This is a genomic window from Pedobacter sp. KBW01 (assembly GCF_003852395.1).
In the GTDB taxonomy this organism is placed as follows: Bacteria; Bacteroidota; Bacteroidia; order Sphingobacteriales; family Sphingobacteriaceae; genus Pedobacter.
Genome location: NZ_QAJQ01000007.1, coordinates 252,486 through 278,309 on the forward strand (window position 1 = coordinate 252,486; position 25,824 = coordinate 278,309).

At 39.9% G+C, this 25,824-nt stretch carries 23 protein-coding genes and 3 tRNA genes; 6 read left to right on the forward strand and 20 right to left on the reverse strand.

The window, feature by feature from the left end; translation table 11 throughout:
* Position 1: 1 nt before the first annotated feature.
* The 18 genes from DBR40_RS07850 to DBR40_RS07935 form a co-directional block, all read right to left on the reverse strand.
* Positions 2–2,155, reverse strand: coding sequence for a GumC family protein (locus DBR40_RS07850; protein WP_124559197.1), 2,154 nt, complete (start codon positions 2,153–2,155; stop codon positions 2–4).
* Between the two features lie 6 nt (positions 2,156–2,161).
* Positions 2,162–2,839, reverse strand: coding sequence for a TolC family protein (locus tag DBR40_RS07855; RefSeq protein WP_124559198.1), 678 nt, complete (start codon positions 2,837–2,839; stop codon positions 2,162–2,164).
* 378 nt (positions 2,840–3,217) lie between these two features.
* Positions 3,218–3,661 (reverse strand): pyridoxamine 5'-phosphate oxidase family protein, encoded by a 444-nt coding sequence (locus DBR40_RS07860; RefSeq protein WP_124559199.1) that lies wholly within the window; start codon positions 3,659–3,661, stop codon positions 3,218–3,220.
* 264 nt (positions 3,662–3,925) lie between these two features.
* On the reverse strand, positions 3,926–5,095 hold the full coding sequence (locus tag DBR40_RS07865; RefSeq protein ID WP_124559200.1) for an AMP-binding protein: 1,170 nt from the start codon (positions 5,093–5,095) through the stop codon (positions 3,926–3,928).
* 9 nt (positions 5,096–5,104) lie between these two features.
* Positions 5,105–6,022: a glycosyltransferase family 2 protein gene (locus DBR40_RS07870; protein WP_124559201.1), complete on the reverse strand. Its 918-nt coding sequence runs from the start codon at positions 6,020–6,022 to the stop codon at positions 5,105–5,107.
* A 2-nt stretch (positions 6,023–6,024) separates the two neighbouring features.
* A complete protein-coding gene (locus DBR40_RS07875; RefSeq protein WP_124559202.1) occupies positions 6,025–7,266 on the reverse strand; it encodes a hypothetical protein in 1,242 nt (413 codons plus the stop codon).
* Between the two features lie 3 nt (positions 7,267–7,269).
* Positions 7,270–8,097, reverse strand: coding sequence for a hypothetical protein (locus DBR40_RS07880; RefSeq protein ID WP_124559203.1), 828 nt, complete (start codon positions 8,095–8,097; stop codon positions 7,270–7,272).
* A gap of 669 nt (positions 8,098–8,766) precedes the next feature.
* Complete coding sequence (locus DBR40_RS07885) at positions 8,767–10,095, reverse strand: serine hydrolase domain-containing protein (protein ID WP_124559204.1); 1,329 nt, start codon at positions 10,093–10,095, stop codon at positions 8,767–8,769.
* Between the two features lie 399 nt (positions 10,096–10,494).
* Positions 10,495–10,568 (reverse strand) — tRNA-Pro (locus DBR40_RS07890).
* 53 nt (positions 10,569–10,621) lie between these two features.
* Positions 10,622–10,695, reverse strand: a tRNA-Pro gene (locus DBR40_RS07895).
* Positions 10,696–11,206: 511 nt separating this feature from the next.
* Positions 11,207–11,698 (reverse strand): cupin domain-containing protein, encoded by a 492-nt coding sequence (locus DBR40_RS07900; RefSeq protein WP_124559205.1) that lies wholly within the window; start codon positions 11,696–11,698, stop codon positions 11,207–11,209.
* 2 nt (positions 11,699–11,700) lie between these two features.
* On the reverse strand, positions 11,701–12,762 hold the full coding sequence (locus DBR40_RS07905; protein ID WP_124559206.1) for an alpha/beta hydrolase: 1,062 nt from the start codon (positions 12,760–12,762) through the stop codon (positions 11,701–11,703).
* Between the two features lie 16 nt (positions 12,763–12,778).
* The gene (locus DBR40_RS07910; RefSeq protein WP_233603830.1) at positions 12,779–13,507 is read right to left on the reverse strand and encodes a carboxymuconolactone decarboxylase family protein; all 729 of its coding nucleotides are present in this window, start codon (positions 13,505–13,507) and stop codon (positions 12,779–12,781) included.
* A 15-nt stretch (positions 13,508–13,522) separates the two neighbouring features.
* Positions 13,523–14,149, reverse strand: coding sequence for a flavodoxin (locus tag DBR40_RS07915; RefSeq protein WP_124559207.1), 627 nt, complete (start codon positions 14,147–14,149; stop codon positions 13,523–13,525).
* Between the two features lie 79 nt (positions 14,150–14,228).
* Entirely contained in the window at positions 14,229–15,320 is a 1,092-nt protein-coding gene (locus DBR40_RS07920) for an alpha/beta hydrolase (RefSeq protein ID WP_233603831.1), read from the reverse strand.
* Positions 15,321–15,386: 66 nt separating this feature from the next.
* Positions 15,387–15,860 (reverse strand): nuclear transport factor 2 family protein, encoded by a 474-nt coding sequence (locus DBR40_RS07925; protein ID WP_124559208.1) that lies wholly within the window; start codon positions 15,858–15,860, stop codon positions 15,387–15,389.
* Positions 15,861–15,904: 44 nt separating this feature from the next.
* Positions 15,905–16,888 carry an aldo/keto reductase gene (locus tag DBR40_RS07930; RefSeq protein ID WP_124559209.1) on the reverse strand — a complete coding sequence of 328 codons (984 nt, stop codon included), beginning with the start codon at positions 16,886–16,888 and terminating at the stop codon, positions 15,905–15,907.
* A gap of 10 nt (positions 16,889–16,898) precedes the next feature.
* Positions 16,899–17,750: an aldo/keto reductase gene (locus DBR40_RS07935; protein WP_124559210.1), complete on the reverse strand. Its 852-nt coding sequence runs from the start codon at positions 17,748–17,750 to the stop codon at positions 16,899–16,901.
* 184 nt (positions 17,751–17,934) lie between these two features.
* Here DBR40_RS07935 and DBR40_RS07940 point away from each other — a divergent pair, with 184 nt between their 5' ends.
* Complete coding sequence (locus tag DBR40_RS07940) at positions 17,935–18,831, forward strand: helix-turn-helix domain-containing protein (RefSeq protein ID WP_124559211.1); 897 nt, start codon at positions 17,935–17,937, stop codon at positions 18,829–18,831.
* A 384-nt stretch (positions 18,832–19,215) separates the two neighbouring features.
* Here DBR40_RS07940 and DBR40_RS07945 read toward each other — a convergent pair.
* Positions 19,216–19,302 (reverse strand) — tRNA-Ser (locus DBR40_RS07945).
* Between the two features lie 81 nt (positions 19,303–19,383).
* A complete protein-coding gene (locus DBR40_RS07950; RefSeq protein WP_124559451.1) occupies positions 19,384–21,390 on the reverse strand; it encodes an HD family phosphohydrolase in 2,007 nt (668 codons plus the stop codon).
* A 191-nt stretch (positions 21,391–21,581) separates the two neighbouring features.
* Here DBR40_RS07950 and DBR40_RS07955 point away from each other — a divergent pair, with 191 nt between their 5' ends.
* From DBR40_RS07955 to DBR40_RS07975, 5 genes are all read left to right on the forward strand, one after another.
* Positions 21,582–22,439: an SPFH domain-containing protein gene (locus DBR40_RS07955; protein ID WP_124559212.1), complete on the forward strand. Its 858-nt coding sequence runs from the start codon at positions 21,582–21,584 to the stop codon at positions 22,437–22,439.
* A gap of 5 nt (positions 22,440–22,444) precedes the next feature.
* Entirely contained in the window at positions 22,445–22,966 is a 522-nt protein-coding gene (locus DBR40_RS07960; RefSeq protein WP_124559213.1) for a hypothetical protein, read from the forward strand.
* Positions 22,967–22,968: 2 nt separating this feature from the next.
* Positions 22,969–23,136, forward strand: a complete 168-nt coding sequence (locus tag DBR40_RS07965; RefSeq protein ID WP_086545783.1) for an Arc family DNA binding domain-containing protein — start codon at positions 22,969–22,971, stop codon at positions 23,134–23,136.
* Positions 23,137–23,636: 500 nt separating this feature from the next.
* A complete protein-coding gene (locus tag DBR40_RS07970; protein WP_124559214.1) occupies positions 23,637–24,815 on the forward strand; it encodes an acetyl-CoA C-acyltransferase in 1,179 nt (392 codons plus the stop codon).
* A 34-nt stretch (positions 24,816–24,849) separates the two neighbouring features.
* Positions 24,850–25,749, forward strand: coding sequence for a hypothetical protein (locus DBR40_RS07975; RefSeq protein WP_166211106.1), 900 nt, complete (start codon positions 24,850–24,852; stop codon positions 25,747–25,749).
* Positions 25,750–25,824: the final 75 nt, after the last annotated feature.

Below are 25,824 nucleotides of genomic sequence, written 5' to 3' on the forward strand. Positions count from 1 at the left end.
CTTATTTTTGTTTTACCCCGCTAACAATCCAGCCAGCAAACTTTTCATCAGCATTTAACGGGGCAAGTGCCGCTTTCTGTTTATCATGTAATGCTGATCCGGCTACAAATATTGCGGTGTATAGTGCTATAAAAGAGATCCATTCCCGGTTCTCAGCACCATCGGTCAGAGGATCAAGTGCAACAATGGTTAAATCGAAACGACTGCTGATCGAACCAAAAATTCCAGAAAGAGCTTCCCTGTCTCTTATTTCGAGTAGCGACTGTCCATCTAGGTCATTATTGATGAAAGCAAAAGGCTTGTTTTCATTAATATCAGCTCCCTGCAGTACTGCTCTTATTGGCTGATCTGCAGGTATTTTCAGCTTTTGCAGCGCCGGAATAAATTCCTGATTTCCAATCAATAAAACTTTTTTATTCATCTGCGCAAATGCGTATGCTAAATTTAATACTGTAAATGCCTGGGCAGACGCCGAACCGACACCTGTTATCCCCAGTACTTTTTGACTGTTACTAAAAAGCATATTATCGAGCTCAAAACGTAGCGTCCTCAGCTGGTTCTTAAATACCGTGTACTCGCTTTCTGCATGCGGAGTTCCCCATATTTTAGCTATATTATCGTTATCAGGTCTGATGTAATCCAACTCACTGATAACCTTTGCAATTAAGGCCGATTTTAGTTCTGCTCCATTATTAACCGAACGATCTAAAACAGATATCAAAAACAGCGTACAAAAACAGATTGCTAAACTGGCAATAGCGCTCATGGCCATATATATCAGTTTTTTTGATGATTCGGGAAGTGTTGGGATCCCTTCTTGTACCAATTGCAGGCGCAACCCAATATTCTTATCCAGGCTCGTTTGGTTATACCGCGCCAGTATTTCCAGGTATTCCCTCGTCGCTACATCGGCTTTTTGTTCATAATTTTGAACCCCCGCATCAAAAGGAACCATTCCGGTAAATTTTGCATTCAGTTTGGCAAGTTCCCTATCAATGTCACCTATCCCCGCTGTCGCTTTTTCAATCTCTACCCCCAGCGAAATACGACGCTGAACCAGACTTTGTTTAGCAATAAGCGGATCGCTTACGTATTGGTCGTTTGATCGGATCAGTCTGGCACTCAACAAGAGTTGTAATGAATCTACTATTTTTTTATCAGCCGGTTTATACCCATTGCGCAAATAGTTATCTTCTGCTGCCAGAATTTTATTTTTTATGCTGATAATGGCCCTGTTATCCTCAATCACTTCGGCTCCAAGGTACTTATCGCTAGTTCTGCTTGCCAATTTTTCATTAACACTTTTTAATGCAGCCTGCGCAGCCTGTTTATCGATCAGGGCCTGGTTTCTCTTGTTCTCATTATCGGTAATCTGCTGATAAACAATCTGCGACTGTTTATCCAGGTTGAGCACGCCGTTGCGGATCTTATAGTCCTTAACCTGCTTTATCCTGTTATTCATTACAGCCTCTTTCTTTTTCAACAGCGAATCCAAAACCACAATAGCTGTGTTCTTATTCAAGATCTGCTCCAAACTGTAATTATTAATAAAATCATTTGAGAGGGTATTTACAACAAAAACCGAAAGCAGGGTATTGTTGGAAGTAAAAGCCACCGAAATAAAATCGCTGTTCTGTTCGTGGTTAATATCCAGTTTTTTGTTGAGGCTCTTCTCATCATAGCCCATTGAAGTAACGATCTGATAGAGTTTAATCTTACCGTTATCCAGCGGAGTGAGTACTTGTTTTTTGCCTAATCGTTCTTCAAAAAGGCCAATAGCTTCCTGCCTTTGTGCATCAGTTAAAACCTTCACCTCAGCACTCCATGGCTTGAACGTACCTTTTTGATCTTTAAGATCATGCAAAATCAACCGGTAAGAAAGCAGGCTGATATTTTTGGGCATCCTCATGATGTCCATGATGGTAGAAAACTGCTGATTAAGCTTGATTATAATATCAGGTCCTGTATAACTGGCGCGGTCGGGCGCTAACTGCCTTGATGGATCAAGCAAACCGGTTGAAAGTTTTGCTTCCGATTTATAATCTTTTGGAAGGTTTCTTAGCACGAAAAAACCTGCAATGATTGTCAAAATGAATATAGTGATGATAATCCACCTATATCTGTTTACTGTATCTAAGGATTTCTGTATATTCATTTTGTCTTATTTCACGTTTTTCAATTCTTCGCCAATCAGAGCTTCCAGCTCTTCTTTTGCTTTTAAAAGATTAAGCTCTGCAAGTAGTCTTTCAGAGTTAGCATAGGAGGTTAAGGTTTTGGCTTTGGTATAATCGTCTAAACTCGCCTCTCCCTTTTCGAATTTATACCGAAGGCCGTCGCTAGCCGCTTTGTTGTCGATATAGGTTTGTGCTTTAACCCGCAGATCTGCAACTTCCCGAAGGTATTCAAAATACGTTTTTTTAACTTCAGACTTTAGCAGGATATCGTATTCCTGAGCCTGATAAAATTTCTCGTTGTGCTCCTCTTTAGCCTGCCGTACCAGCGCTGGTGTTCTGAATAAAATACCAATATTAAAATAGATCCCGAACTGTATCCCGTTTAGGGTATAAGGATTAGTGGTATTGTATCTGGCCGCATTATTGGGACTGTAGTTATAGGATGCTGTAAATGCATCGAGATAGGTTGCTTTGGCAACACCTATTTTTGCCTTTGCGCTGAGTTCGCTGGCTTTATACATTTTTCGCTTCGGATAATTCTTCAGGGCCAGATCAACATATTTTTCCAATAACTGGTAGTTGATATCGCCAATAAAGCTCTCCTGGGCTTTAGCAACATTAATAGAAAAAAGAATAATAACAAAGAATAGGACAAACCGGGTCATTGATTGTGGGATTTAACATTCCCCTATTAAAAGGGTAGTATTTTTTAGGATACATTTCAAATCTAATTAAATAGAATGTTGTTTTCCTAAAAACCGTCATTTTTTTTTACCGATTATCATCGTATTAAACCCGGGATATCCCACTACAAAAGGCCCCAGGTTAGTTAATGCATTTGCATTCAACACATTGTTTTGAAATTCAAAATCTGGTTTGGGAGTTTTACCGAATCAATTCTTAAAATAAGGTTTAATATAATAGCCCGAATACCTATCCTACAAGCACCCGAAAGGCAGGTCTATTAATCAGATGTAGTTATACTTTTGGCAAATCTCTTGTAATTTCACCAAAAGTATATGACCGACCGAAAAGAATATTCACTACAGTTCGTCGTGTTCTTCAAACCTACCTGTGCCTTCTTTAATACTGATCTTATATACAATGATCTCCTGATGCACGTCACTACTAATTCCATGTGAAGATTCCTGCGAGGGGCGGTAAGTTAGCGGCATAATGCGGTGTATAATCCCCTGCATAGCCTGTTGTCTCTCCTCTCCGTTCAGCTCTTCAAAAGTCCCCCATAACACCACACTCTTCCAGCTAAAAATATCTTTGATCTGATCAACCTGAAAACACACCTGTGGATTACGACGCAACATATCTATCTTTTTTCCTGGCCCCGAATGGGCGTAAATGGCATTGTTGCGGTAAACGTAGTTGATAGGCACAACATAAGTTTCCCCGTCGCTATGACAGCCTAACCTGCCTGTTACCTGGCTTTCGAGCAGAGAAATCATTTCCCCCTTATTTAAATCTCCTAACATAATATTGCTTTTTAATTGATATCATTTTATCCTGAAACAAATAACTGCTTTGCTTCAGCCCCTCATTCACATGCAAACTAGCTTGAGTGCCTGTAAACAAATTTCATATTAACAGCTGAGAAATAAAATGACCGAAGTCATTTTTATTGTGTTATCCGCTTAGCAGAAACTAATTTTAGTATTATAACTCATAACCACCAGTAAATCGATTCCAGGTCGCTTACTTTAAAAGTGTAAATTTTCGCAAATTTAAGTTAGCGATTTTTAGCTATGATTTCTATAGTCGATAATTAAAGGTGTTTTACCTGTTGTTTCATCGGTATAAAGCTGAAGATCTGCACCTACTAAAACGACCAGGCCTTTTACCTGATAACCAAATACCGCGTAAAGTTGTCGTTTTTTCTGATCAATGAAATTTTCTTCTTCCGCCTTGCTTAGCGCTATTACCAGCAGAAACTTGATCGTGGTATGCCCTTCCTCCGGGATAATCTGTATCTGATACCGCTCTAAACCGGCCAAAACCACAGCGAAATCGTCGAGTTCATAATTACACTCGTTAAACATAAAAGATTTAGCCGCTCTCCCCTTAAGCTCCAAATAAGATTGGCCCTCAATTTCAACCCATCGCCCTATATCGCCAGTATTATATCTAAAAATCGGAAACCGCTTACGAAACAGGTTGCTCACAAGCAAAATCCCGTATCCTTGTGCATCGGGCTGGTTTACTTCTATTATTAAACCTTCAATTACCCTAAATAATGGTATCGATTGATTATAATCGCACCAGGCCCATATTCCTGTTTCTGCTGCCCCATATAATGAGTACAACTGCCTGGTTCCAAATATTTCTTTAAAAATCTGCAGGTGTGATGGCGGCAAAAATTCTCCTCCAAACAAAAGGTTATTTATCGATAAACGGAGCTGGTGCTTTTTAAGGTACTGGGCAAAAAGAAACAACTTGGATGGTGTACCCAACAACAAATCAGGGCTAAAATTCTGCGCCATATGGTAAGCATCCTGGTAAGGCAAACTTGCGCCCGCCACCAGTGTAGTGGCTTGGCATCGCTCAAGCAGATCGTCCATAATGGCGGCTGTACGATACATATCCATATAGCCAAACATATTGAGTGCAATTGTTTTGGGCACAAATATACCTGCCTGCTTTAAGGCAGTAGCCAGCACTGCACGCTGTTCCAGGTTTTCTGCAATATCAACCGGAAATACCAATGGTTTTTGGGTAGAGCCACCTGAGCGCACCAGATAAACTCCTTCCTTTTGAGCATGCAAATCAAAATTATGCTTTAACTGGTCTATCAGTTCTTTTTTGCCTACCAGTGGAGCTTCAATATAATCCGGATAAGGGGAATAATAGTTTTTAAAAAGATCAGACTCACGTACAATCTGATAGTAGGTATTGAGAACAGTATCAATCATATTTACTTTTTACCTTTTGAGCAGTAGATAACTAAGGTATTGTGGAATAAAATTACGGTAATGCCATACAAAACGTATTTTCTGTGTATGAGTTGGTAAATTTTGCAAGGCATGTTTATACCAGCGCCTGCCAATCATACCCATTAACAGCCGGTCATGCTTATCTTCACTTCTTCTATAGCGCGATATTACCGGCGGCACTTCAATTTGCAGAAAATGGCTATATTTTTTACGAGATAAGCTACCTGGCACTTCGTTAACATAAAGGTAGCCACCTGTTTGCAAAGCAATTTTACCAGGTACATGGCTTAATATCCCTTTTAATACCCGGTACCAAAAATCAATCCCTTCGTTTAAATGCGCTTCAGTACTGTATTGGTAGGCGGCGATCCATTTTCTCTTAGTAATTACATTACTGCCAACTCCCATAATAAAATGAGGTGAGCTAACAGCAAGTAAAGGGTTATTAATCAGATATAGATCACTGGCGATAGGTTTGAGATATTTTTTTAATAGCTCCAATTCAGGGTATATTTCACCACCAGGCATAAAAACAATATTGAGCACCATAAAATCGAGCTGATGGCTGCTAAATGCATCGGCTGCGAGCTGCAACAGGCGCGGATGATATTCATCATCAGCATCCAGAAAACTAATCAGCTCGGCACTTGATGCCGCAAAGCCAACATTACGCGCATTTCCAGGACCTTTGTTTTCGCTTAGCTCAATTAACTGAATGCTGCAATGACCAAAAGCAGCTTCATTTTCCTGCAAAAAACTGCGAACAACCGACAGGCTGTTATCGGTACTGAGGTCATCAACAATAATCAACTCATCCGGCAGTTTGCTTTGCCGGATGAGCGAATGAAGTGTTTTGGCAATAAAATCTGCCTTATTGAATAATGGGATAATAATAGCGTGCGTCATACCTAAGACTGAAACATCATTGCCGGAAAAATTACACCGCGCCCCTGATGAACGTTCACCACGCTCTCGGCCGAACCACGGAACAGACCTGGACCAAAAGACCGGTTATTATAACACAATAACATGCCAACAAGGTTAATCAAAGTTTCGTTCGAATCTTTACCATGCTTAAACCAGCGTTGATTTACATACGCTTGTACCATATAATCAGGCCATTGTTCGATTACAACCGTTGTCCAGAACGTAGCATCGCATTCATTTTTTACATACATATCAATTCCACGCCCGCCGCTGTTTCGTTTTAACACCCAGTTATCTGCCGAAAGCATTATTTCTTCCCGTTTTAGGGGTGCATGCAAAGCAAAAGTGGGGATTAAAAATGTCTGTAAAAACTGGTATTCGTCTGTCGCAAGGTAATCGCTCATTATCTCTTCATCAAACAAAACAGCCAGAATCCGTTTATCGTGAACCAGGGTCAGTGTGCGCACATCATTAAAATAATTTGCCTCGCTGATGATCAGCTTCAGTACTTCAGGATCGAAATTGCGTAATTCTTCCCGGTCCATTTCCAATATAAACTGATTAACGGGTTTACCATGCAACATAACCACACCGTTTTGACAAGTGAGCTCTGCAGGGCTTGCATCAACATAATCCAAACCGAGTTTACCAAATTCATTGAACAGGTAAAACACCTCTGTACCTTTTTCCTTTTCGTGTAGAAGTACAACAGGCTCACTAGGATTAAAACGGCTAAAAATGGTTTCAACAAAATCCTGCTGTGCCGGAACTGCCGCTAATAAGGACGGGGTTGTAGGTTTAGTATCTCCAATAATCCGGTTAAGGTAATAACTTATCATCCATCCGTTAATCGGGTACCGCGCACCTATTTCACAAATTTTGATATCACCATTTTCAGCCTGTAAAAAGTCAGGCCGATACATTCCAACCTTGTATGGCAGATCTTTTGCAATGCGTAAAATACTGTTCAAGCCTTCATCAAAGTTATATATGGCTTGTATCCTTTCGTCATCAAAATAAGCATTTACCACTGCAGTTAAGGCTTTATTTAAAACCTTACATAATTTCTCCATCCTGACAATCTCCTGCTGATCCACGGCAACGGGTACCGGCGAAAAAGAATCGGCGCCATTACAGGGGATCTCTCCCAAATATTTCATCAGCGATTCGTTCAGGAAATCTTTACTACAAATGGTATGCGTTTCAACAAGTTCTCCCTTCATAATTTATTCCATTTCCTCAGCCATAACCGGCTCCAGGATGGCACTGATATTTTCCATTACCAATGCTTTTTTACTTAAATAATCAGAAACGATTTCTTTCAGGTCGTAATCAGCCAGATTAACATCCATAGCCTTTACATAATGATTAATTGAATTTACAGCATAAAAGAAATGATTTTTTTCTGTAGGTCCGCAATGTACCGCTATCCAGGCCAAAGTGTGTTTTAAGGTGTCTTTATCAAAACCAAAATCATCTTCCAGCCAACGTGTAAACTTAGGCAGTATAAACTCCACTTCGCCGTGCGTATAAATTTCGTGTACCAATGTGGTTAAAAGTCCGATCATTAGATCTTTATTGCGTAGCGAGTTTTGATCTTTCCAATATTTAAAGGCGCGGGCACTTGGATCGAGATACTGCCTTAACAACCAACCATCATCGCCACAGGTATTTGTTGCCATGGTATAAAACAGGTCTGAATGCAATACTTTTCCAACAACAGCCAGATCCTCATCAACGATCCTGTTCAGATTAGCTACAGATTTGAATAACTCTGACTCATTGGCTACAGGCATGTTTTTGTGGATCAGCATGGTCATTCGATTACTTAATCCTGCTACTGTAACTGCACTATTGTTGGTTTGGCTCCAGCTATGAAAAAAAGGTTTAAGCTGATCCCGATCCTGTTGAATGGCCGTGAGCTTTGTAAAACTTTCCTCTATGGATGTAAAGTAATCAGCCTGCTGTGGGAAATAAGTTAAAAGTTGGTGCTTTAACGGCGATTCTTCCATTCCTTCAAGCACGGGGACAATGATTGATAGTAAATTTTTCACAATTGTTACGTTTGGTTTTTATTAAAAATGTAAATAACTAATTACGTATATATTCCAAATTTGTTTGATAAATATCAAAGGTTTTGCAAGAAATCTGGTCCTTTACGAGCACCAGAAGTTATAAAACATAGCAATTAAGCTGGCAGATACGCTCAGCTAAAATAAGCTTACAAAGCACTTACAAACAGTGCATTAAAGATTAAAACACAATAAAAAACAATAAGATTTATTACAATTAAAGAGCGTTTGCATGGATATGAGCGTTTTTAGATTTCTAAAGAATTAAACAGATATTTTTATTACATAGATACGAACTTTATCTCCAATTATAAAAAACATCTTTACACAACACATAAATATACTTAAAGTTAAGTATGTTAAAAAATACAAAATAAAATATTTAATTAGCAGATAAAGAAACGACTCTTACTCACAGTCTTTTTTTTCCTGCAGGTGCCAGCCATTTTAACCGTATTAACCTTTTTGTATCTTATATTTTTCTGTGTTTATCTAAAAAAATACAAAATAGATCATTAGGGTTATTGTTATTGCCATTCTCTATATCCTGAAAAAACAAATCTCTAACAACATCCTGAATTTATCGGAAAGAAATACTTAATTAATGACAAACAAAGCAACAGAGTTCTTGCATCTAAACAATTATATCCACTAATTAATATCTTTATTAAAAAGAAATGATTTGCCACCCTGACTAAAAGTCATTTGGCTTAGCTCAGGACTAAAAACGATCTTAATGCCAGCTGCATCAAATCTGAAAGTATTGGCTGAGGTGGGCTGTAAGGGAAAGTGTGATTGTCCGGTGGCCTGGGCCTGAAGCTTACCCCCGTTTTCGGTTATGGTGATTTTAAACGGCAATGTTTTGTTAGAATATATGCCCAAACAAGCTTTGAGTTGTTCAGGAGATAACTCAACATCTTTGAAAGTTGGTATTTCAAAGGACATATCGTTACAGATAGAAAGCATCGCGATGGTAATTTCGTTGAGGCTGTAACCCTGGCCATTGAGTGATAAGGCGACGCTGATTCCACTCGAAGGAAAGTTGCAAAGCATACTAAATGTTCCATATGTGGCTCCGTTGTGCCCAAAGCCTATCTGGTTGTAAAAAGGTACTTTAATGAGTCCCATGCCAAATAGATCACCCTGATTGAAGTTACTCATTTTGGCAAAACTTTTTTCGCTGACAAGCTTGCCTGAAGATAGGGCGTTAAGGAATTTCAGCATATCTGCTGGCGTTGAAAGAATATCGCCTACACCAATTACGTTCGGGAAATAGATGTCGGTAATCTGCGTCCATTGATTTCTCATGCCGTAAGAACTTGCCTCTGCAGCTCCTGTATTGTTGATTATGCCAGATTGGGTTTGTTTCAGCCCTATTCTTTTGCTAATACGACTTTCAAGGGCTTTGGAATAGGATTTACCTGTAATTTTTTCGATAATACCGGCCAGCAACAGGTAACCCGAATTACAATATTGTTGTTTGGAACCTGGAATGAAATGTGGAGCTCTTTTTACAATGGTATCTAATAATTCCGATTGAGCATGCGCCCTGGTGATCCAGGATTTACCAGATACATCATTAACATAATCCATCAGGCCGCTGCTATGGGAAAGGAGCTGTGCTATATTGATTTCCGGCGCATTGGGCAGTTTTGGATAAAAAACTGCTAACTTGGTATCAGGAGATAACTTACCTTCCTCAATAAGTTGGAAGATCATAGTTGCTGTAAAAACCTTGGTGATAGACCCTATGCGGTAGCAGGTAAGTGAATCGGCACGTAACGTATCCCGTTTAACTGTTCGAAATCCCAGTGAGCGTTGATAGACCAGTTTTCCGTTTTTAGAGACGGCGAAACTGCCCATAGCCTTTTGATTGACTCCCAAAGCATTAAAAAAACTATCAAGTTTTGCGGTATTAATCTGTTGGGCCCGCGTATTGAGTATTAGCAGGCATAGTAATAGTGTGGCAATTGATCTCATTGATATTCGCGTTAATCGGGGCTGAATATACGCAATAACTATTGATTTAAATAAGCCTGCATTCGGGTCTTGATGATAAATTAAAGATTAACTCCAACATATCCAATCTGGTTGAATCTAGCCTATTCATTTTTAAAACAGCCTCGCAGTCTTTGACATATCAACACTTGGCCAAAGTTCTTAAAAAGGTAATTTAGATTTCGACTTGCAGCAAATCAGTACAATTTAAAACGCATCAGCATAAGGTTTGCAATTTTGGATTCTAAAGCCATTAGTATATCATGATTTTAACTTCCTTAAACAAGATGATTTTAGCCCTAAATGATATGAGATAAAAATAAAAAAACCTCTAAATCAATTGATTAGAGGTTTTTTATAGGATTTTGAATCCTTGTTTCGTCGGGATGGCAGGATTCGAACCTACGACCTCCTGCTCCCAAAGCAGGCGCGATACCGGGCTACGCTACATCCCGAACTTGGTATCGATCTTTTTTAATCCTGTTTTAAAAGTGGATTGAACTTTTTGTCGGGATGGCAGGATTCGAACCTACGACCTCCTGCTCCCAAAGCAGGCGCGATACCGGGCTACGCTACATCCCGAACTTGGTATCTTCTTTTTAACCTTATTCCTAAGGGATGGCAAAGATATGGATTTTATTGGGTATTTCCATTTTTTTTACCTCTTTTTTTCAATCTATTTATTAAAAGAACTAATCCGTTTTAACAGCGGCAAAGGTATAGATAAATCTGATGTTTGCAATAGGATGCACAGTACTTTTTAAAATCTCTCCTATAATCACCTAATTGTCAACGAGATTATTTTTCATTAAAAACCTTCACTAGCCAGCAATTGGCACACATACATTTCATATTAAAGAATTATTGTTGCAAATATGAAGCCCTCAGCTCAAAAAAAGTATTTTATTTATGATAAGACATTACATTAGTTGAAATTGAAAACCTTCCTTTATCTAACCCCATCGTACATCTTTTCAATAAACAGATAGCTTTTCCCTTATCATTTGAACCATGGCTTCTTCAGCAAGAAAGCAACTTTTACAAATCAGTTTACTACATAGTTAACTAGAATTTTTATAGTGTAAAAACACCATTACTTAGCACCTGCCAGATAAACACTATCACTAACAGCCTCCAACCAAACGGTAGGCCCTTTCTCACGCCCGGTAATTGCAACCTGGCAAAATGCAGTATCGGCACTCGCTCCATGCCAATGAGGAATATTAGGTGGACACTTGATCACATCTCCTTTTCTTAAAATAATCTTCTGATTACCTTTCTCCTGATAATACCCCACCCCACTGGTTACCAACAAGATCTGCCCTGCTGGGTGAGCATGCCATTTTGATCGGGCACCCGGCTCAAAGGTCACATTACCAACATTGTTCTGATTTAAGCTATCGCTTTCTATTAATGGCTGCAGGTACACTGTTCCTGAAAAATTATCATTTGTTACCCGCTTGCCCTTTGCAAAAACAACAGCATCTTCGGTTTTCACGTTCTGCGAAATTTTACTATCCTGAGTGCAGGAAAATAAGCATAACGGAAAAACAATCCATAATCCGGCCTGTTTTATCGTTTTCATTCTCATAAATTGGTCTGATAAAATTGCACAAGTTTACTCAATGCCAGTGATACATATTCAGGTTTCCAGTAGGTTTGAATATGCGTGGCACCATCAAGAACAAACAACTCTTTATTCTTGGCATTTGTTGCTTTTACAAATACCTCGTCGGTCATATATTTTGTATCCGCTTTACTTCCCGCTATCATCAACAGAGGCTGATTGATGAGATCCATGCCAGTAGAAGCATCCCAGGTCATCAAATCTAGCAGGCTGCTCATGGTATATAGGAAAGTTGAGTTTGGATGGGCATGTGTACGGTAATAATACTCAAATCCCTCCCGGTAAAGATCTGTTTTGGTTTTTGCAATTTCTTCATCGCTGACGCTGGAAACGCCCGCATAAATAATCTTACCTCCTGCTGATTCCTGGGCACGGGCATCAGATGCTTGCTTTAAGCGCTCTTGAATGGTTGCAATTTGCGAATTTTGAAAGCCATTTCTTCTCACCTCGCCTGAGTTGAACATACTTAAGGTAGCTACAGCCTTAAAGCGTTTGTCGGATTGGGATGCTTTTAGTGCGTATCCTCCTCCTCCACATATACCCAATACTCCTAAACGGTTGGCATCAACTCCAGCGTATTGGCTGATGTAATCTGCCATGCCACGTATATCTTCTATACGGCTTGCTGGTTTATCAATATGACGTGGCAGTCCACCACTCGCTCCCTGGTAAGCAGCATCAGCAGCAATCGTAACATAACCTGCTTCTGCCAAACGCTGTGCATAAAGTCCTGCGGTTTGCTCTTTTATTCCGCCATTAGGATGCGCTACCACTACCGCTGCGTAATGTTTTGATGTATTAAACCCAGCTGGAGTATACACATTAGCGGCAATTTCGATACCATTAAGTTTATATTTTACCGGATAAATGTTCACCTTTCCTTTTTCATTTTTAGAAATAGCACCAGCATACACCAAAGTAAACGGATTTTTCTCCTGCACTTTTGCCATTGTTTGTCCATTCAACTCCGTTGCAGCAAAAGATGATATCAATAGCGCAGCTATCGTTGTTTTGTTTTTCATTATCTTCATTTCAGTTTTACTTTTTTATTTCCAGTACTTCTTGCAGAACAGCCCCAGCTCCTTTCGCTTCCTTCTTACCAACGCTAAGTTTAATAAGATCAACAAACTGCTGCAATTGGCCACTCGTGATTCCGAGGTTCAGACAGATGCCCAGATGTGACTTTAACATTGGCTCAACTCCACCGATGCTTGCCAGCACAGAAACTGTAACCAGTTCTCTTTCGGCAAAAGTCAACACATCACGTTCAAACAGATCAGCAAAGAGATGTTCTTTTAGAAACACTTCAATCTCTGGCGCAAACGCCGCATATCCGGTTTTTGTTTCCTTTTCCGGCACTCCTCTAAGCTGCTCCAGATTCTTTCTCCCTCTTTCATATTTGGTTTCTGCACTTTCAATTCTCGATGCCTCTGGTCCTTGCTGATCAACAATTCCCTTGTTTTTACGCCGATCGACTACAGTAATGAGTGTTTGAAGACCTCTCAAACTTCTTGGGAAACCGCAATAAGCATACAAATGAACCAATACTTCTCTAGCCTGGTTAATAGTCAGGCCATTATCCAGTCCTGAATTTAACGCTAACTCCAGTTTGGCAAGATCACCCTTTGCTGCAACTGAAGCAATGCTAATCAGGCTTTGTTGCTTCATACTGAGCGTTGTATCTTTAACACTGTTTTTTGAATAAACCACTGTACTCATGAACAGCATTACCAACACCGGAACTTTATAAACGAATCTTTTCATCATATTTTTTTTATTTCCTCATTTTGTAAAGCCAATCCGACTTAACCATTTGATTACTTCAGCTTCAACCTCAACGGCTTTGGCACCAACAATCATCAGTAACTTCCCATCCCGTTCAGATCCACCAGTTACGGTAAATCCATCCATCACTTTGCTATCAGGACAAAGCGCTTTTATTTTTTCAAAGCTACTGCCTATACCATAACCTCCATTAGTATTAAAAGGAATAATCTGTTTGCCTTTTAGCTTGTAACTATTGAGAAAACTTTTCATAGGCGGAGGCAGCTGCATGCCCCAGGTGGGGAAACCTACAAATATTACATCATAGCTTTCAATGCTATCAACTTTTGTGCTTAATGGAGGCAAAAAGCCGGATTCATTTTCGCGCGCCACCTGATCTACTGTTTGCCGGTAGTTTTCCGGGTAAGGTTTTTCCAGTTCGATTGCCATCAGCCTGCCTCCTGTATACTTTTGAATCATGTGTGCAACAGCTTTGGTGTTTCCGGTCCGCGACAGGTAAACAATCAGAATCTTCTGATCTGTAAATACCGGCTTATTACCCGTATGATTCTGTGCCTTTAAACATGCTGTCATCAGACTGATTAGCACGCTTAGCATTATAAAGTATTTTCCTGTTCTTTTCATCTGCACTTAGTTTCTGATTACAAATTTCGGCAAGATGAAAAGCAATAAAGTAGACAGATTACCGAAAAAACTACCTGTATTACCTATCCAATCCTTTTTTCTTTAGCCAGTTTGATAAAACATCAGCCACGGCAATGTTGTTCAGGTCAGAAAAAGGAAAGTGGGTATTGCCCTTGATTCCGATTTCAGGCAGGTGAACTACCTCAGCATCACCGCCATGTTTATTGATCGTCTTTGCCCAAAGTCTGGCTATTTCAAGGCCCGAACGCCAGTGATCCTTGTTCCATACAGATGTCGGAGAATCGGCAATGTTATCTCCATAGTAAATCACAATCGGCATCCTCGTCAGCTTTTTAAAATCAGCAAGCGGAATTTCAGTCCCTTTCAACGCTCCAAAAAGCCCCGCAGATGAAATTGGCGCAGGCAGTTCTCCGGCAGGGAACAAAAAACCGCTGTACGGCTCATAGGCAACTATAGCTTTTACCTTATCATTTTTGATTCCTGTTAGCCAACCCGGACCGCCACCCTGAGAATGGGTTATCAGAATACTGCTGCCAATTTTATCGAACAGTGCTGAAACAGCTTCACTCACTACAGTAGCATCAAACGGGCCGGTATTCGGGGTCATTTGCCTGTAGAATTGCTCAAGAGATGCAGAATCTCTGGGAAATTGTACCCCAGGAAAATATTCGGGATAATTACCAATCCTGAACTGTGTAAACCAGAATTGTTCATCAGCAGTTGGTGCAACATTGGCTGCAACCATGCTTTTTCCTGCTTCACCCCGGCGAGGTTGATCCAGGAGATAAACTCCGAATCCACGTCTTAAGAATAAAGTCTGAAAGCCTTCACGCCCATCTGGAGTAGTTTCCCAGGTCTTTTTTGATTGCCCGGCACCGTGCAAGAAAACCAGTGGATATTTATGTGCTTTGACAGGACGCTGATAAAATACATAGGCATGGTCGCCATGAAAAGTCTGCCCATCTGGTTTGAGGGCATTTTTAACATCGAAGACGCCTTGAGTCAAATTCGTTTTTCCGCCAATTGCAAAGCTTCCCTGCCCGGCAATAACTAAAGGCTTTGTGGACTTCTGCCGCTGGCCTCTTACGGTAATTGAGCTAAGCGATAGCAAAGCTGCTGCTAAAATTATGTCTATCCTTATCTTCATCATGTTATATTTATATCGGGCTAATCAAGCAAGCCGGTTTTACTATCGTTTCATAGGTTCTCCTCAGATTTAACGTGGCCCACCTGGGGTGTTAACCTTGGTAAAAGAAAGAGATCCTAGCTTCCATCTGTTATTTTCTTTAATATAAACCTCTGTCACAATAAAGGGATTGGTAACCTCATTTCCGCCAACCACTGCCAGTAAAGTAATGTTGTTCAATAAAATAGCTGTATTGCCAATGATATTAGCACCAGCAGAATGGATATCGGCCTTTTTATAATGAATACCACCGGATTTAATAACGTTCACTTCCTGAGCTTTTCCCCAGCTTCCGCCCATGTGGACAAATACAGATTTATCATCAAACAGGACAGCCAGAGAATCTGTATTTTTATCTGCCATCCAATCCCATTTCTTTCTGGAAAGGTCTAAAATTTCCTGCTCAGCCTTGGTTGGTGTGGTTTGTCTACGACCCTGTGTTTGCGAGTAGGAGCATGCTGAGGTAAGGACCAGCAATAATGCCTCGATAATCGTTTTTCTCATGTAGTTTAATTTAAGTGAGTATAAATTGATTTCAATATTATCAGTTAACGCCCAACACGTTTCTGTAGATCAGCGGGATAACGCTCTCCCTGCACATCAATTACCGAAACTGCTTCGCGAATAATTGCCAGTTCATTTTCTGAGAGGTTGACTTCAGCACCGCCAACGTTTTCTTCCAGCCTATTCATTTTTGTTGTTCCGGGTATTGGGGCAATCCAGGGCTTTTGTGCCAATAGCCAGGCTAAAGATATTTGTGCTGGAGTAGCATTATTTTTTTCAGCTATCTGACGAACAACATTCACCAACACCTGATTGGCTTTGCGGTTCTCCGGTGAGAAACGAGGTACAACATTTCTAAAATCTGAGGCATCAAACCTGGTGTTTTCATCGATTGCACCTGTCAGAAATCCTTTCCCAAGCGGACTAAAGGGAACAAAACCTATTCCGAGCTCTTCTAATAGCGGAATGATCTCTTTCTCTGGCTCTCTGAAAAACAAAGAATACTCGCTCTGCAACGCCGCCAGAGGCTGTACTGCGTGTGCCTTGCTGATACTTTCTACACCTGCCTCAGACAATCCCCAATGCCTGATCTTTCCTTCTTTGATCAAATCCTGTATCGTTCCTGCTACATCTTCCATCGGTACATTCGGATCAACCCTATGCTGATAGAAAAGATCAATATAATCGGTATTTAAATACCTTAAAGAATTTTCAGCAACCTGCCTAATCCTTTCAGGACGACTATAGACACCTTTAGACGCATCGCCATCCAGAAAACCAAACTTGGTGGCAATTACAATCTGATCCCTGAAAGGAGCAACAGCTTTGCCTAAAAGGGTTTCGTTACCGCCTTGACTGTAAGCTTCTGCCGTATCAAAAAAAGTAATTCCCAGTTCATAAGCGCGTCTGATGAGGCTAATCGCATCTTTTTCATCTGCTGCCGGACCATAGCCAAAAGTTAAGCCCATGCAACCTAAACCTAACGCAGACACTTCCAGTCCACCATTTCCTAATATTCTTTTTTCCATTTTTTTTAGGTTAATCGTTCAACTTTCTTTCTCCCAACCATTTTACCATAGCCGGGTCGCGATGATCGAAGAAGCTACTAGCCTTCGTATCTAAAGCCTGAATAGCAACCATATCATCAGCGCTGAGCTTAAAATCGAAAATATCGAAATTCTCTGCCATGCGGCTTTTGTTTACGGTTTTCGGGATAGCCACAACACCGCGTTGCACTAACCAGCGAAGCACTACCTGAGCAACAGACTTTCCATGCTCCCTCGAGATAGCAACCAATAACTCATCATTAAAGATATTGTTTTTTCCTTCTGCAAATGGTCCCCACGACTCGATCTGTACATGCTGCCTGGACAGAAATTCCTGCGTGTTCAACTGCTGGTGAAAAGGATGTGTTTCGATCTGGTTAACTGCCGGAACTATCTGGTTATGAATAATCAGGTCGATCAACCTGTCGGGCTGAAAATTGCTTACACCAATTGCACGTACTTTACCCTGCTGATAAAGCTCTTCCATAGCACGCCACTCTCCATATACATCGCCGAAAGGTTGGTGAATCAGATACAAGTCCAGATAATCGAGCTGCAACTTTTCAAGCGATCTGTTAAAAACCTTTTTCGTTCCTTCGTAACCATTTGGCTGAATCCATAGTTTTGTGGTAACAAACAACTCTCCCCTATTAATTCCGCTATGTTTGATAGCTCTGCCAACGGCCTCTTCGTTCATATAAGAAGCAGCCGTATCAATTAAGCGGTAGCCTGTCTCTATTGCATCTATCACACTTCTTTCACATTCGGCCAGATCGGTTACCTGAAATACTCCAAATCCAAGCATGGGCATTTCTATTCCATTATTTAATTTTACTGTTTCCATCTTTTGACATTTTAAAACAGCCATGTCTATCAAAGCAATTTTAATACAGCAACAAATATCCGATCCAAAAGCACTATAGCGTGTAGACAGATTCCTGCTTTTACTACCAATATTCCCGTTCTAATAAAGCACACCAGAGAAAGCAACTATTAATGTTTATTTTTGATCTGTAAAACAAAAGGTTATGGAAAAGGAATTTCACTTCAGGTCAATTGCCGAATACAATGCATTTAACAACCACCAAACCAGCCATCCGCTGGTAAGTGTCCTTGATTTTTCAAAGGCAAATAAACGGACGGGCTCCAAAATGTATTTCGATCTGTATTGTGTCTTTTTAAAAGATGTGAAATGTGGCGACCTGAAATATGGACGCCAGTACTATGATTATCAGGAAGGCACGCTTGTGTTCATTTCTCCGGGACAAATGATTGATGTAGAGAATAAGGTAGATTATTATCAGCCGGCAGGTCATGGCTTGGTTTTTCATCCGGATATGCTTCTGGGAACCTCGTTAGGAAAGGCCATTACCGAATACAGTTTTTTCAGTTATAACACAAGTGAGGCGCTTCACCTTTCTCCAAAAGAAAGGGATCTGGTATTGGACCTTTTTTCAAAAATCGACACCGAACTGCACCAATCAATAGACAAACACAGCAAGAAAGTAATTGCTTCGAACATAGAACTGCTTTTTAATCATTGCGACCGATTCTATGACAGACAGTTCATTACCCGTGAAACGGTTAATAGAGGAGTAATAGAAAAATTCGAAAACCTGTTGAACAATTATTTTGCGTCAGACAAGCCATATGCCCTGGGATTCCCTTCTGTGGCTTATTGCGCTGATCAATTGCATTTTTCTGCAAAATACTTTGGTGATCTTATCAAAAAAGAAACAGGTTCTACTGCACAGGAATACATTCAAAACAAAATTATTGAAATTGCCAAAAACAAGATATACGGCACTAGAAGAACAGTAAGTGAAATTGCCTACGAACTAGGCTTTAAATATCCTCAGCACTTAAACCGATTGTTTAAACAGCGTGTAGGATTAACTCCAAACGAATTTAGAACGCTGAATTAATATTGTTTTGGTACCTCGGTCTGAACTATAGTTTGACAAGAATCTTCATTAGTGTACCGTGTATTTCAATTCTATCCAAATATTATTGAGGTAACACTTAAACCAGGCAACTTCTGTGATCTGGTCTCCGTGAGCTATCACGGAAAGACACCCATATTTTCTTATCAGATTGGAACGGACAAAACCAAAACACACCTTAACCAACTCTAAAACAATATCTTAATATTTACAAGTTGAAAAATGCCTTTTTCAGGCGATTTGATTTTAAGGTTTTTTCAGAGGATGCAGAAGAAACACAAATAAGCAAATATCTGATTTTCAGTAAGTTAAAAAAATAAAAATCCATAAAAAAACCCTGCGTTGCAGGGTTTTTATTTTTTCTAGCGGTGAGGGCGGGATTCGAACCCGCGGTACCGTTACCAGTACGACAGTTTAGCAAACTGTTCCTTTCGGCCTCTCAGGCACCTCACCTTTCAACCTCTGTTTTTCGCCCTACCGGCGTTGTTTTGAGGTCTGCAAATATAGTAAAACAAGTTATTCTGCAAAAAAAAATTATGATAATTGTTGATAATCTATGCGAACATGATAGATACTCATCAGCATCGTCTTGAATATCAATTTGATAGTTTCAATATCTTTTAACGTTAAATCGCAATCATCAAGCTGATTTTGCTCCAATTTGTAGTTAATTATCCGTTCAACCAGGTCATTTATGTTCTGCGCATCGGGATTTTTCAGACTTCTTGAGGCAGCTTCGACCGAATCTGCCAACATTAACACACCAGTTTCTTTGCTAAAAGGAATCGGTCCGGGGTAGCGAAAAATGTTTTCGTCGACAAATTTTTCAGGCGAATTTTTTAAAAACGACTGATAAAAATAATCGACCCGGGTATTTCCATGATGCGTTCTGATAAAATCAATAATCGCTTCTGGAATCTGGTTCTTCCTTAAAATCTCAATTCCTTTATGTACATGCTGAATAATAATCTGTGCACTTTGCTCATAAGGCAGCTTATCGTGCGGACTAACCGCTGTATTCTGGTTCTCGATAAAATATTGCGGATTATCAACCTTACCAATATCGTGGTACAAGGCGCCAGCCCTTACCAATACCGAGTTCCCTCCTATTTTAAATATTGCAGCCTCGGCGAGGTTAGCCACCTGTAATGAGTGCTGAAAGGTACCAGGCGCTTTAAAAGCAAGCTCCCTAAGCAGTTTATTATTGGTATTGGTGAGTTCGATCAGGGCTACATCAGAAGTAATGCCAAAAATACGCTCGAACAGGTAAATTAAAGGATAAGCCAGCAGCGACAATAGTACACTAAATACAAAAGGAATAAAGTTAATCCATTCAATTTCGCGGAAAGAGCCTTCACGCAACAAAGCAATACCTACAAAAGCCACAAAGTAAGCCAACAAAATAAACAAAGCCGAAACCAGAAACCGTTCGCGCTTAACAAAGTTTTTGATACTGAAAATAGCTACCATACCCGCCGTAACCTGATAAAACACAAATTCGAAGCTGTTGGCCACAAAAAAACCGGCTATTAAAATTACCAGCATATGCAGGTAAAGTGCCAAGCGCGTATCAAAAAGAATCCGGATAATAATAGGCACTACGCAGAACGGTATATAGTAAAGGCTGGGGATTTCTATTTTTATGGCCCAGGTAAGCGCCAGCAACATACCGGTGGTTACAATCAGGATTAACGACAGCTGGCGGTTATCAGCAAAAATATCTTTACGGAAAAGAAACAGGAACGACATTAATATAGTGAGGATAAAACCTACCAGCACTACCTGCCCCAAATAAACCAGGGCCCTGCTGCCTATTGTTTTAGTCTGTGCATCGTAAGTGGCCTTATACGATTCGAGTTTCTGGTAAATCTCCTCGTCTATTACGTCATTTTTAGCTACTATCAACTCCCCTTTCTGCACCATTCCCTTAGTGGTCGAAATGTTGTTGATGGTATTGTCCTGTATCGTTTTGGTTAAACGCTCATCAAATACAATATTAGGTGCAATATGATCGATAGCCAGATTGGCTACCAAATCACCCATTACAGGATTAGGCGCTTTAAAATTATTTTTAAAAAAGTTCAGGGCTGTTTCGGCTGTAAAAACATCTTGCGTATTGCGTTCCTGAGCCACATTGTTTTCAATAAGTGAAAAATCGTAATTTTTTCCACCCGCCTGATGTTTCACATTTAAACCAATAATCCCCTTTTGGTAAATGGTTTGAAGCAGTTTGTAGGCCGAATTTTTATACGTTTCTTTATCTTTTTCATCGAGTTGTTTCGATTTCCACTTAATATCAAACTCGTTCGAAAACTCATCAAGTGCATTGGCTGTAATCTCTTTATCCAATTGATAAACCGGCAAAATATCCTTCAGGGCATTCTTCTTATCGGCACTTACCTGTGGACTCGTTTTTAAAATGGCAAAACTGAAAGGCGAGATCAGGTCTTTATTTTTCCATACGGCATTTTTTTCAAACTCATACCTGAATCTTGGCTGTTTGGGCAAGAATAGCGTGATGATAAAAACAGTAAATATCATCATCACATATTTCAGATTGGATGAATACTTACGGTAAAGGATTTTGCGGGAATTTCTCTTGATTTTGGCCAAAACGATGTAATTATTATATGTTCAAAATTAACATTTTTATCTCAATATACATTTTACTGATTTTGTTTGCAATTACCAGTTTTTATATTTTACTTTATGATATCAAATTAATATCAATCATGTATCAAGAAAAAATCATTAATCCGCCATCAGGCTATTTAACATTCGCCTTATTTTTAGCACTTTTAGGTGCAGCTATTTTCTGTTTTGTTAACGAAAATTTTATTTGGGGAGGTGGCATCCTGGCTTTCAATTTCTTTCTGGTTTTACCGGGATTGATTATCAATAACCCCAACGAATCGAAAGTATTAACCCTTTTTGGTAAATATGTAGGCACGGTAAAAACCGACGGTTTTTTTTGGGTAAACCCATTAACCAGCAAAAGAAAGGTTTCGTTGCGCGCCAACAACCTCAACGGACAACAGTTAAAAGTAAACGATAAATTGGGTAACCCGATTGAAATAGCTGCTGTTGTAGTTTGGAAAGTAAACGAAACGGCCAAAGCTATTTTTTCAGTAGAGAATTACATGCAATATGTAAATATCCAGAGCGAAGCTGCAGTAAGGCATTTGGCAAACATTTTCCCTTACGATCATGCAGAGGGTGAAGAAAGCACCATTACCTTAAAAGATGGCGCAGAAAAAGTTAGCGAGCTTTTAGAAAATGAGCTTAACGAACGCCTGTCAAGGGCAGGTATCGAAGTACTGGAAGCCCGTATTTCGCACCTGGCCTATGCGCCCGAAATTGCCAGTGCCATGTTACAACGCCAGCAGGCTACTGCAGTTATTGCAGCCCGTAAATTAATTGTTGAAGGAGCTGTAGGTATGGTAGAAATGGCATTAGAAAAATTATCGCAAAAAGGTATTGTTGAGCTTGACGAAGAGCGTAAGGCGGCCATGGTAAGTAATTTACTGGTGGTACTTTGTGGTGACCGCCATGTGCAACCCGTTGTAAATACAGGCACTTTATACAATTAGGAACAATGGAATTTGAGGAGAAACACGGTTTAAAAATCTGGTGGCTATACCTGATAACAGCAGCAACGTTATTACCAACATTGCTAATCTTGATTTATTACAAGGATGGCGTAGCCTTACAGGAATTTAAAAAAATGTATTTCGCACCGCTTTTTGCTATCCTCCTTCCGTTTTTAATTATTTTTTTAATCCAGCAGAATAAGCTAACCCTCAAAATAAATGCTGAAGGCGTTTCTTTCCGATATTTCCCATTTCATTTTAAACCAAGCCATTTCCGCTGGATGAACATTGAAAAGGCTTATATCAGAAAATATGATGCACTTGCCGAATATGGTGGTTATGGAATAAAAACCCGCCTCTGGTTTAAATTTAAAGATAAGGCTTATTTATTAAACGATAAAAACAGGGGCTTACAGCTAGAGTTTAAAAACGGTAAAAAACTCCTCTTCAGTTCGAACAGGATAGATGAAATGGAAATGTTCCTCATCAATTTAAAAACCAGGTACAATATACAGGCAATACGATAAAGATGGCGGAGAAAGATAAAAAAGCTTTTGTATTAAGGATTAGTCCTGCTTTATTAAAAGAAGTAGAAACCTGGGCTGCAGATGAATTTCGGAGTACCAATGGGCAGATCGAGTTTTTACTTACACAGGCCATAAAATCGCGGAAGAAAGGCAAAGCGAAAGAGGAATAGAATTGTTAACTACTAACTATAAAATAATTTGAGCGTTACCCTGATCCCGATGAAAAATCGGGAAAGGGTCAGGCTTTTCAAGGCTGCGCTCCGGTACCGGTAAAAAACCGGCACTAAACCCTTACAATCCTTAACGCAAAACCTACCATTTTAGAACAAACCTCGCAGGTTTTAAACCGTGCAGTCTGCCATTAAACCTGATAGAACGGAAAGCCTGGAGCAAAGTATGAGTAAGGACTTGCAGGATTACCAGCAGCCATGAACACCGGAGCATCCATTTTCAAAAAAATATTTCCTATTTAACAAACCTATGAGGTTTTCGAAATCCCATAGGCTTACTTGCTAACAGCTATTTCTTATACAAAAGAAGTCTAGTTTTACATGCACCGCGCTGGTTTAAACTTGACTTCTTTTATTATTTAAGGCACATAGGTTTTGCAAACATCTAACGTTTAACTAACTTAGCAGCCTAACCAAAAATTCATAAAAATTTAGTTTACATGAAAGAAGTTGTAATCGTATCGGCTGTTAGAACGCCTATCGGTAGTTTTGGAGGCTCATTAGCACAATTTTCGGCCACTCAGTTAGGTGGTTTTGCTATTAAAGCGGCAATAGAAAAAGCAGCATTAAAACCCGAACAGATTCAGGAAGTGTACATGGGCAACGTTTTATCGGCCAATTTAGGTCAGGCGCCTGCTACACAAGCTGCCAAGTTTGCCGGCTTACCAGATTTACCAGCAACCACCATTAATAAAGTATGCGCATCAGGCACTAAAGCCATTATGCTAGCGGCACAAAGTATTGCCAATGGCGATAACGATATTATTGTGGCCGGCGGAATGGAAAGTATGAGCAATGTTCCTTACTATCTTGATAAAGCCAGGAATGGTTATAGACTAGGTCACGGGCAAATAACTGACGGATTGGTAAAAGATGGCTTATGGGATGTTTACAACGATTACCATATGGGATCAGCAGCCGAGCTTTGCGCTACGGAATGTAACATTAGCCGCGAGGCACAGGATGATTTTGCCATCAACTCGTACAAAAGAGCACAAGCGGCACAAACTGCAGGTAAATTTGCCAGCGAAATTGTTGCCGTTGAAGTAAAAGACCGCAAGGGTGATATTAATTTAATAGATACCGACGACGAGCCAATAGCAGTTAAATTTGATAAAATACCGGCACTTAAACCTGTTTTCAAAAAAGACGGAACGGTAACTGCTGCAAACGCCTCTACCCTGAACGATGGAGCTGCAGCCCTTGTTTTAATGAGTGCCGATAAGGCAAAAGCACTGGGTATAAAGCCCCTGGCCAGAATACTAAGCTATGCTGATGCCCAACAGGCACCAGAATGGTTTACCACTGCCCCTTCAAAAGCAATTCCACTGGCTTTACACAAAGCCAATATTGATATTAAAGCTGTAGATTTTTTTGAGATTAACGAAGCTTTCTCTGTAGTTTCTATTGCCAATAATCAACTCCTCGAGCTAAATGATAGTAAGGTAAATGTTAATGGTGGCGCAGTGTCGCTTGGTCACCCACTGGGAGCCTCAGGCGCGCGGATTGTGGTAACCCTACTTTCGGTACTGGCACAAAACGATGGCAAAATCGGTGTTGCTGGTATTTGTAATGGTGGTGGTGGCGCCAGTGCACTGGTTATAGAAAAAATATCATAATAAACTTACAGCTGTAAAAAACTCACGATCAAACATGATGAAGAACATAAAGTTGTCTGTCCTGTTGTTTATTGGCCTGCTAGGCTTTAACGCAAAGGCGCAACAGGCACCTAATAAACTTAACGTTTTTCAGGATTCACTGATCAAAATTTCAACAGCTATGGCAACTGCATTAAGCGACAATGAGAAACTCGAAAATAACGGTAAATTTGTTAAACTCTTAGTTGAAGCCCTAAAAATGCCCAATTCTTTTACTTTCTCTTTTGATTCGTTAAAAAATGTTTCGATAATCATATCTCCTGATCACGCTTTCAGAACTTTAACCTGGTATGTACATCTCGAAAACGGCAGCTATCGCTATTATGGTACAATACAGATGAATACCAAAAATGGTCCTTTAAAGCTTTATCCGCTCATCGACCAAACGGAGAATATGAATGATTCGAATATTGTTACCAATAATCAGAAATGGTTTGGAGCAAGATACTATGAAATTGTACCGGTAACTAGCGGAAACCGTTTACCTTATTATGTACTGCTAGGCTGGAAAGGCAATACGCAGACCACTACTAAAAAGGTAATAGAAATCCTTTCATTTGATAAAGACAACGTAAACTTTGGCGCTCCTGTTTTTGATGGAAAAGAACAGAAAGGAAAGAACAGGGTTATATTTGAGTATGCCAAATCGAATGCAATGATGCTTAAAACCGATGTAAAAGCGGGGATGATTGTGTTCGATCACCTGGCTTCCTTCGATCCAGAAATAAAAGGAAAGTTTGAATTTTATGGATCGGACGGTACTTTTGATGGCTTCAAAATCATTGGAGGCAAATTAAAGCTACAGGAAGAACTTACGCTAAACAACGACCCCAATTCGAACGATGAACTTTATGCAGATCCGAAGAAAAATGTTAAGCCCATCAGAAAGTTTTAATTTTTAACAAAACTTAACAACTTCATTATCTGACACATCATTTAAAAATTTGTGAGTTTGGCATCCGCTGACTAT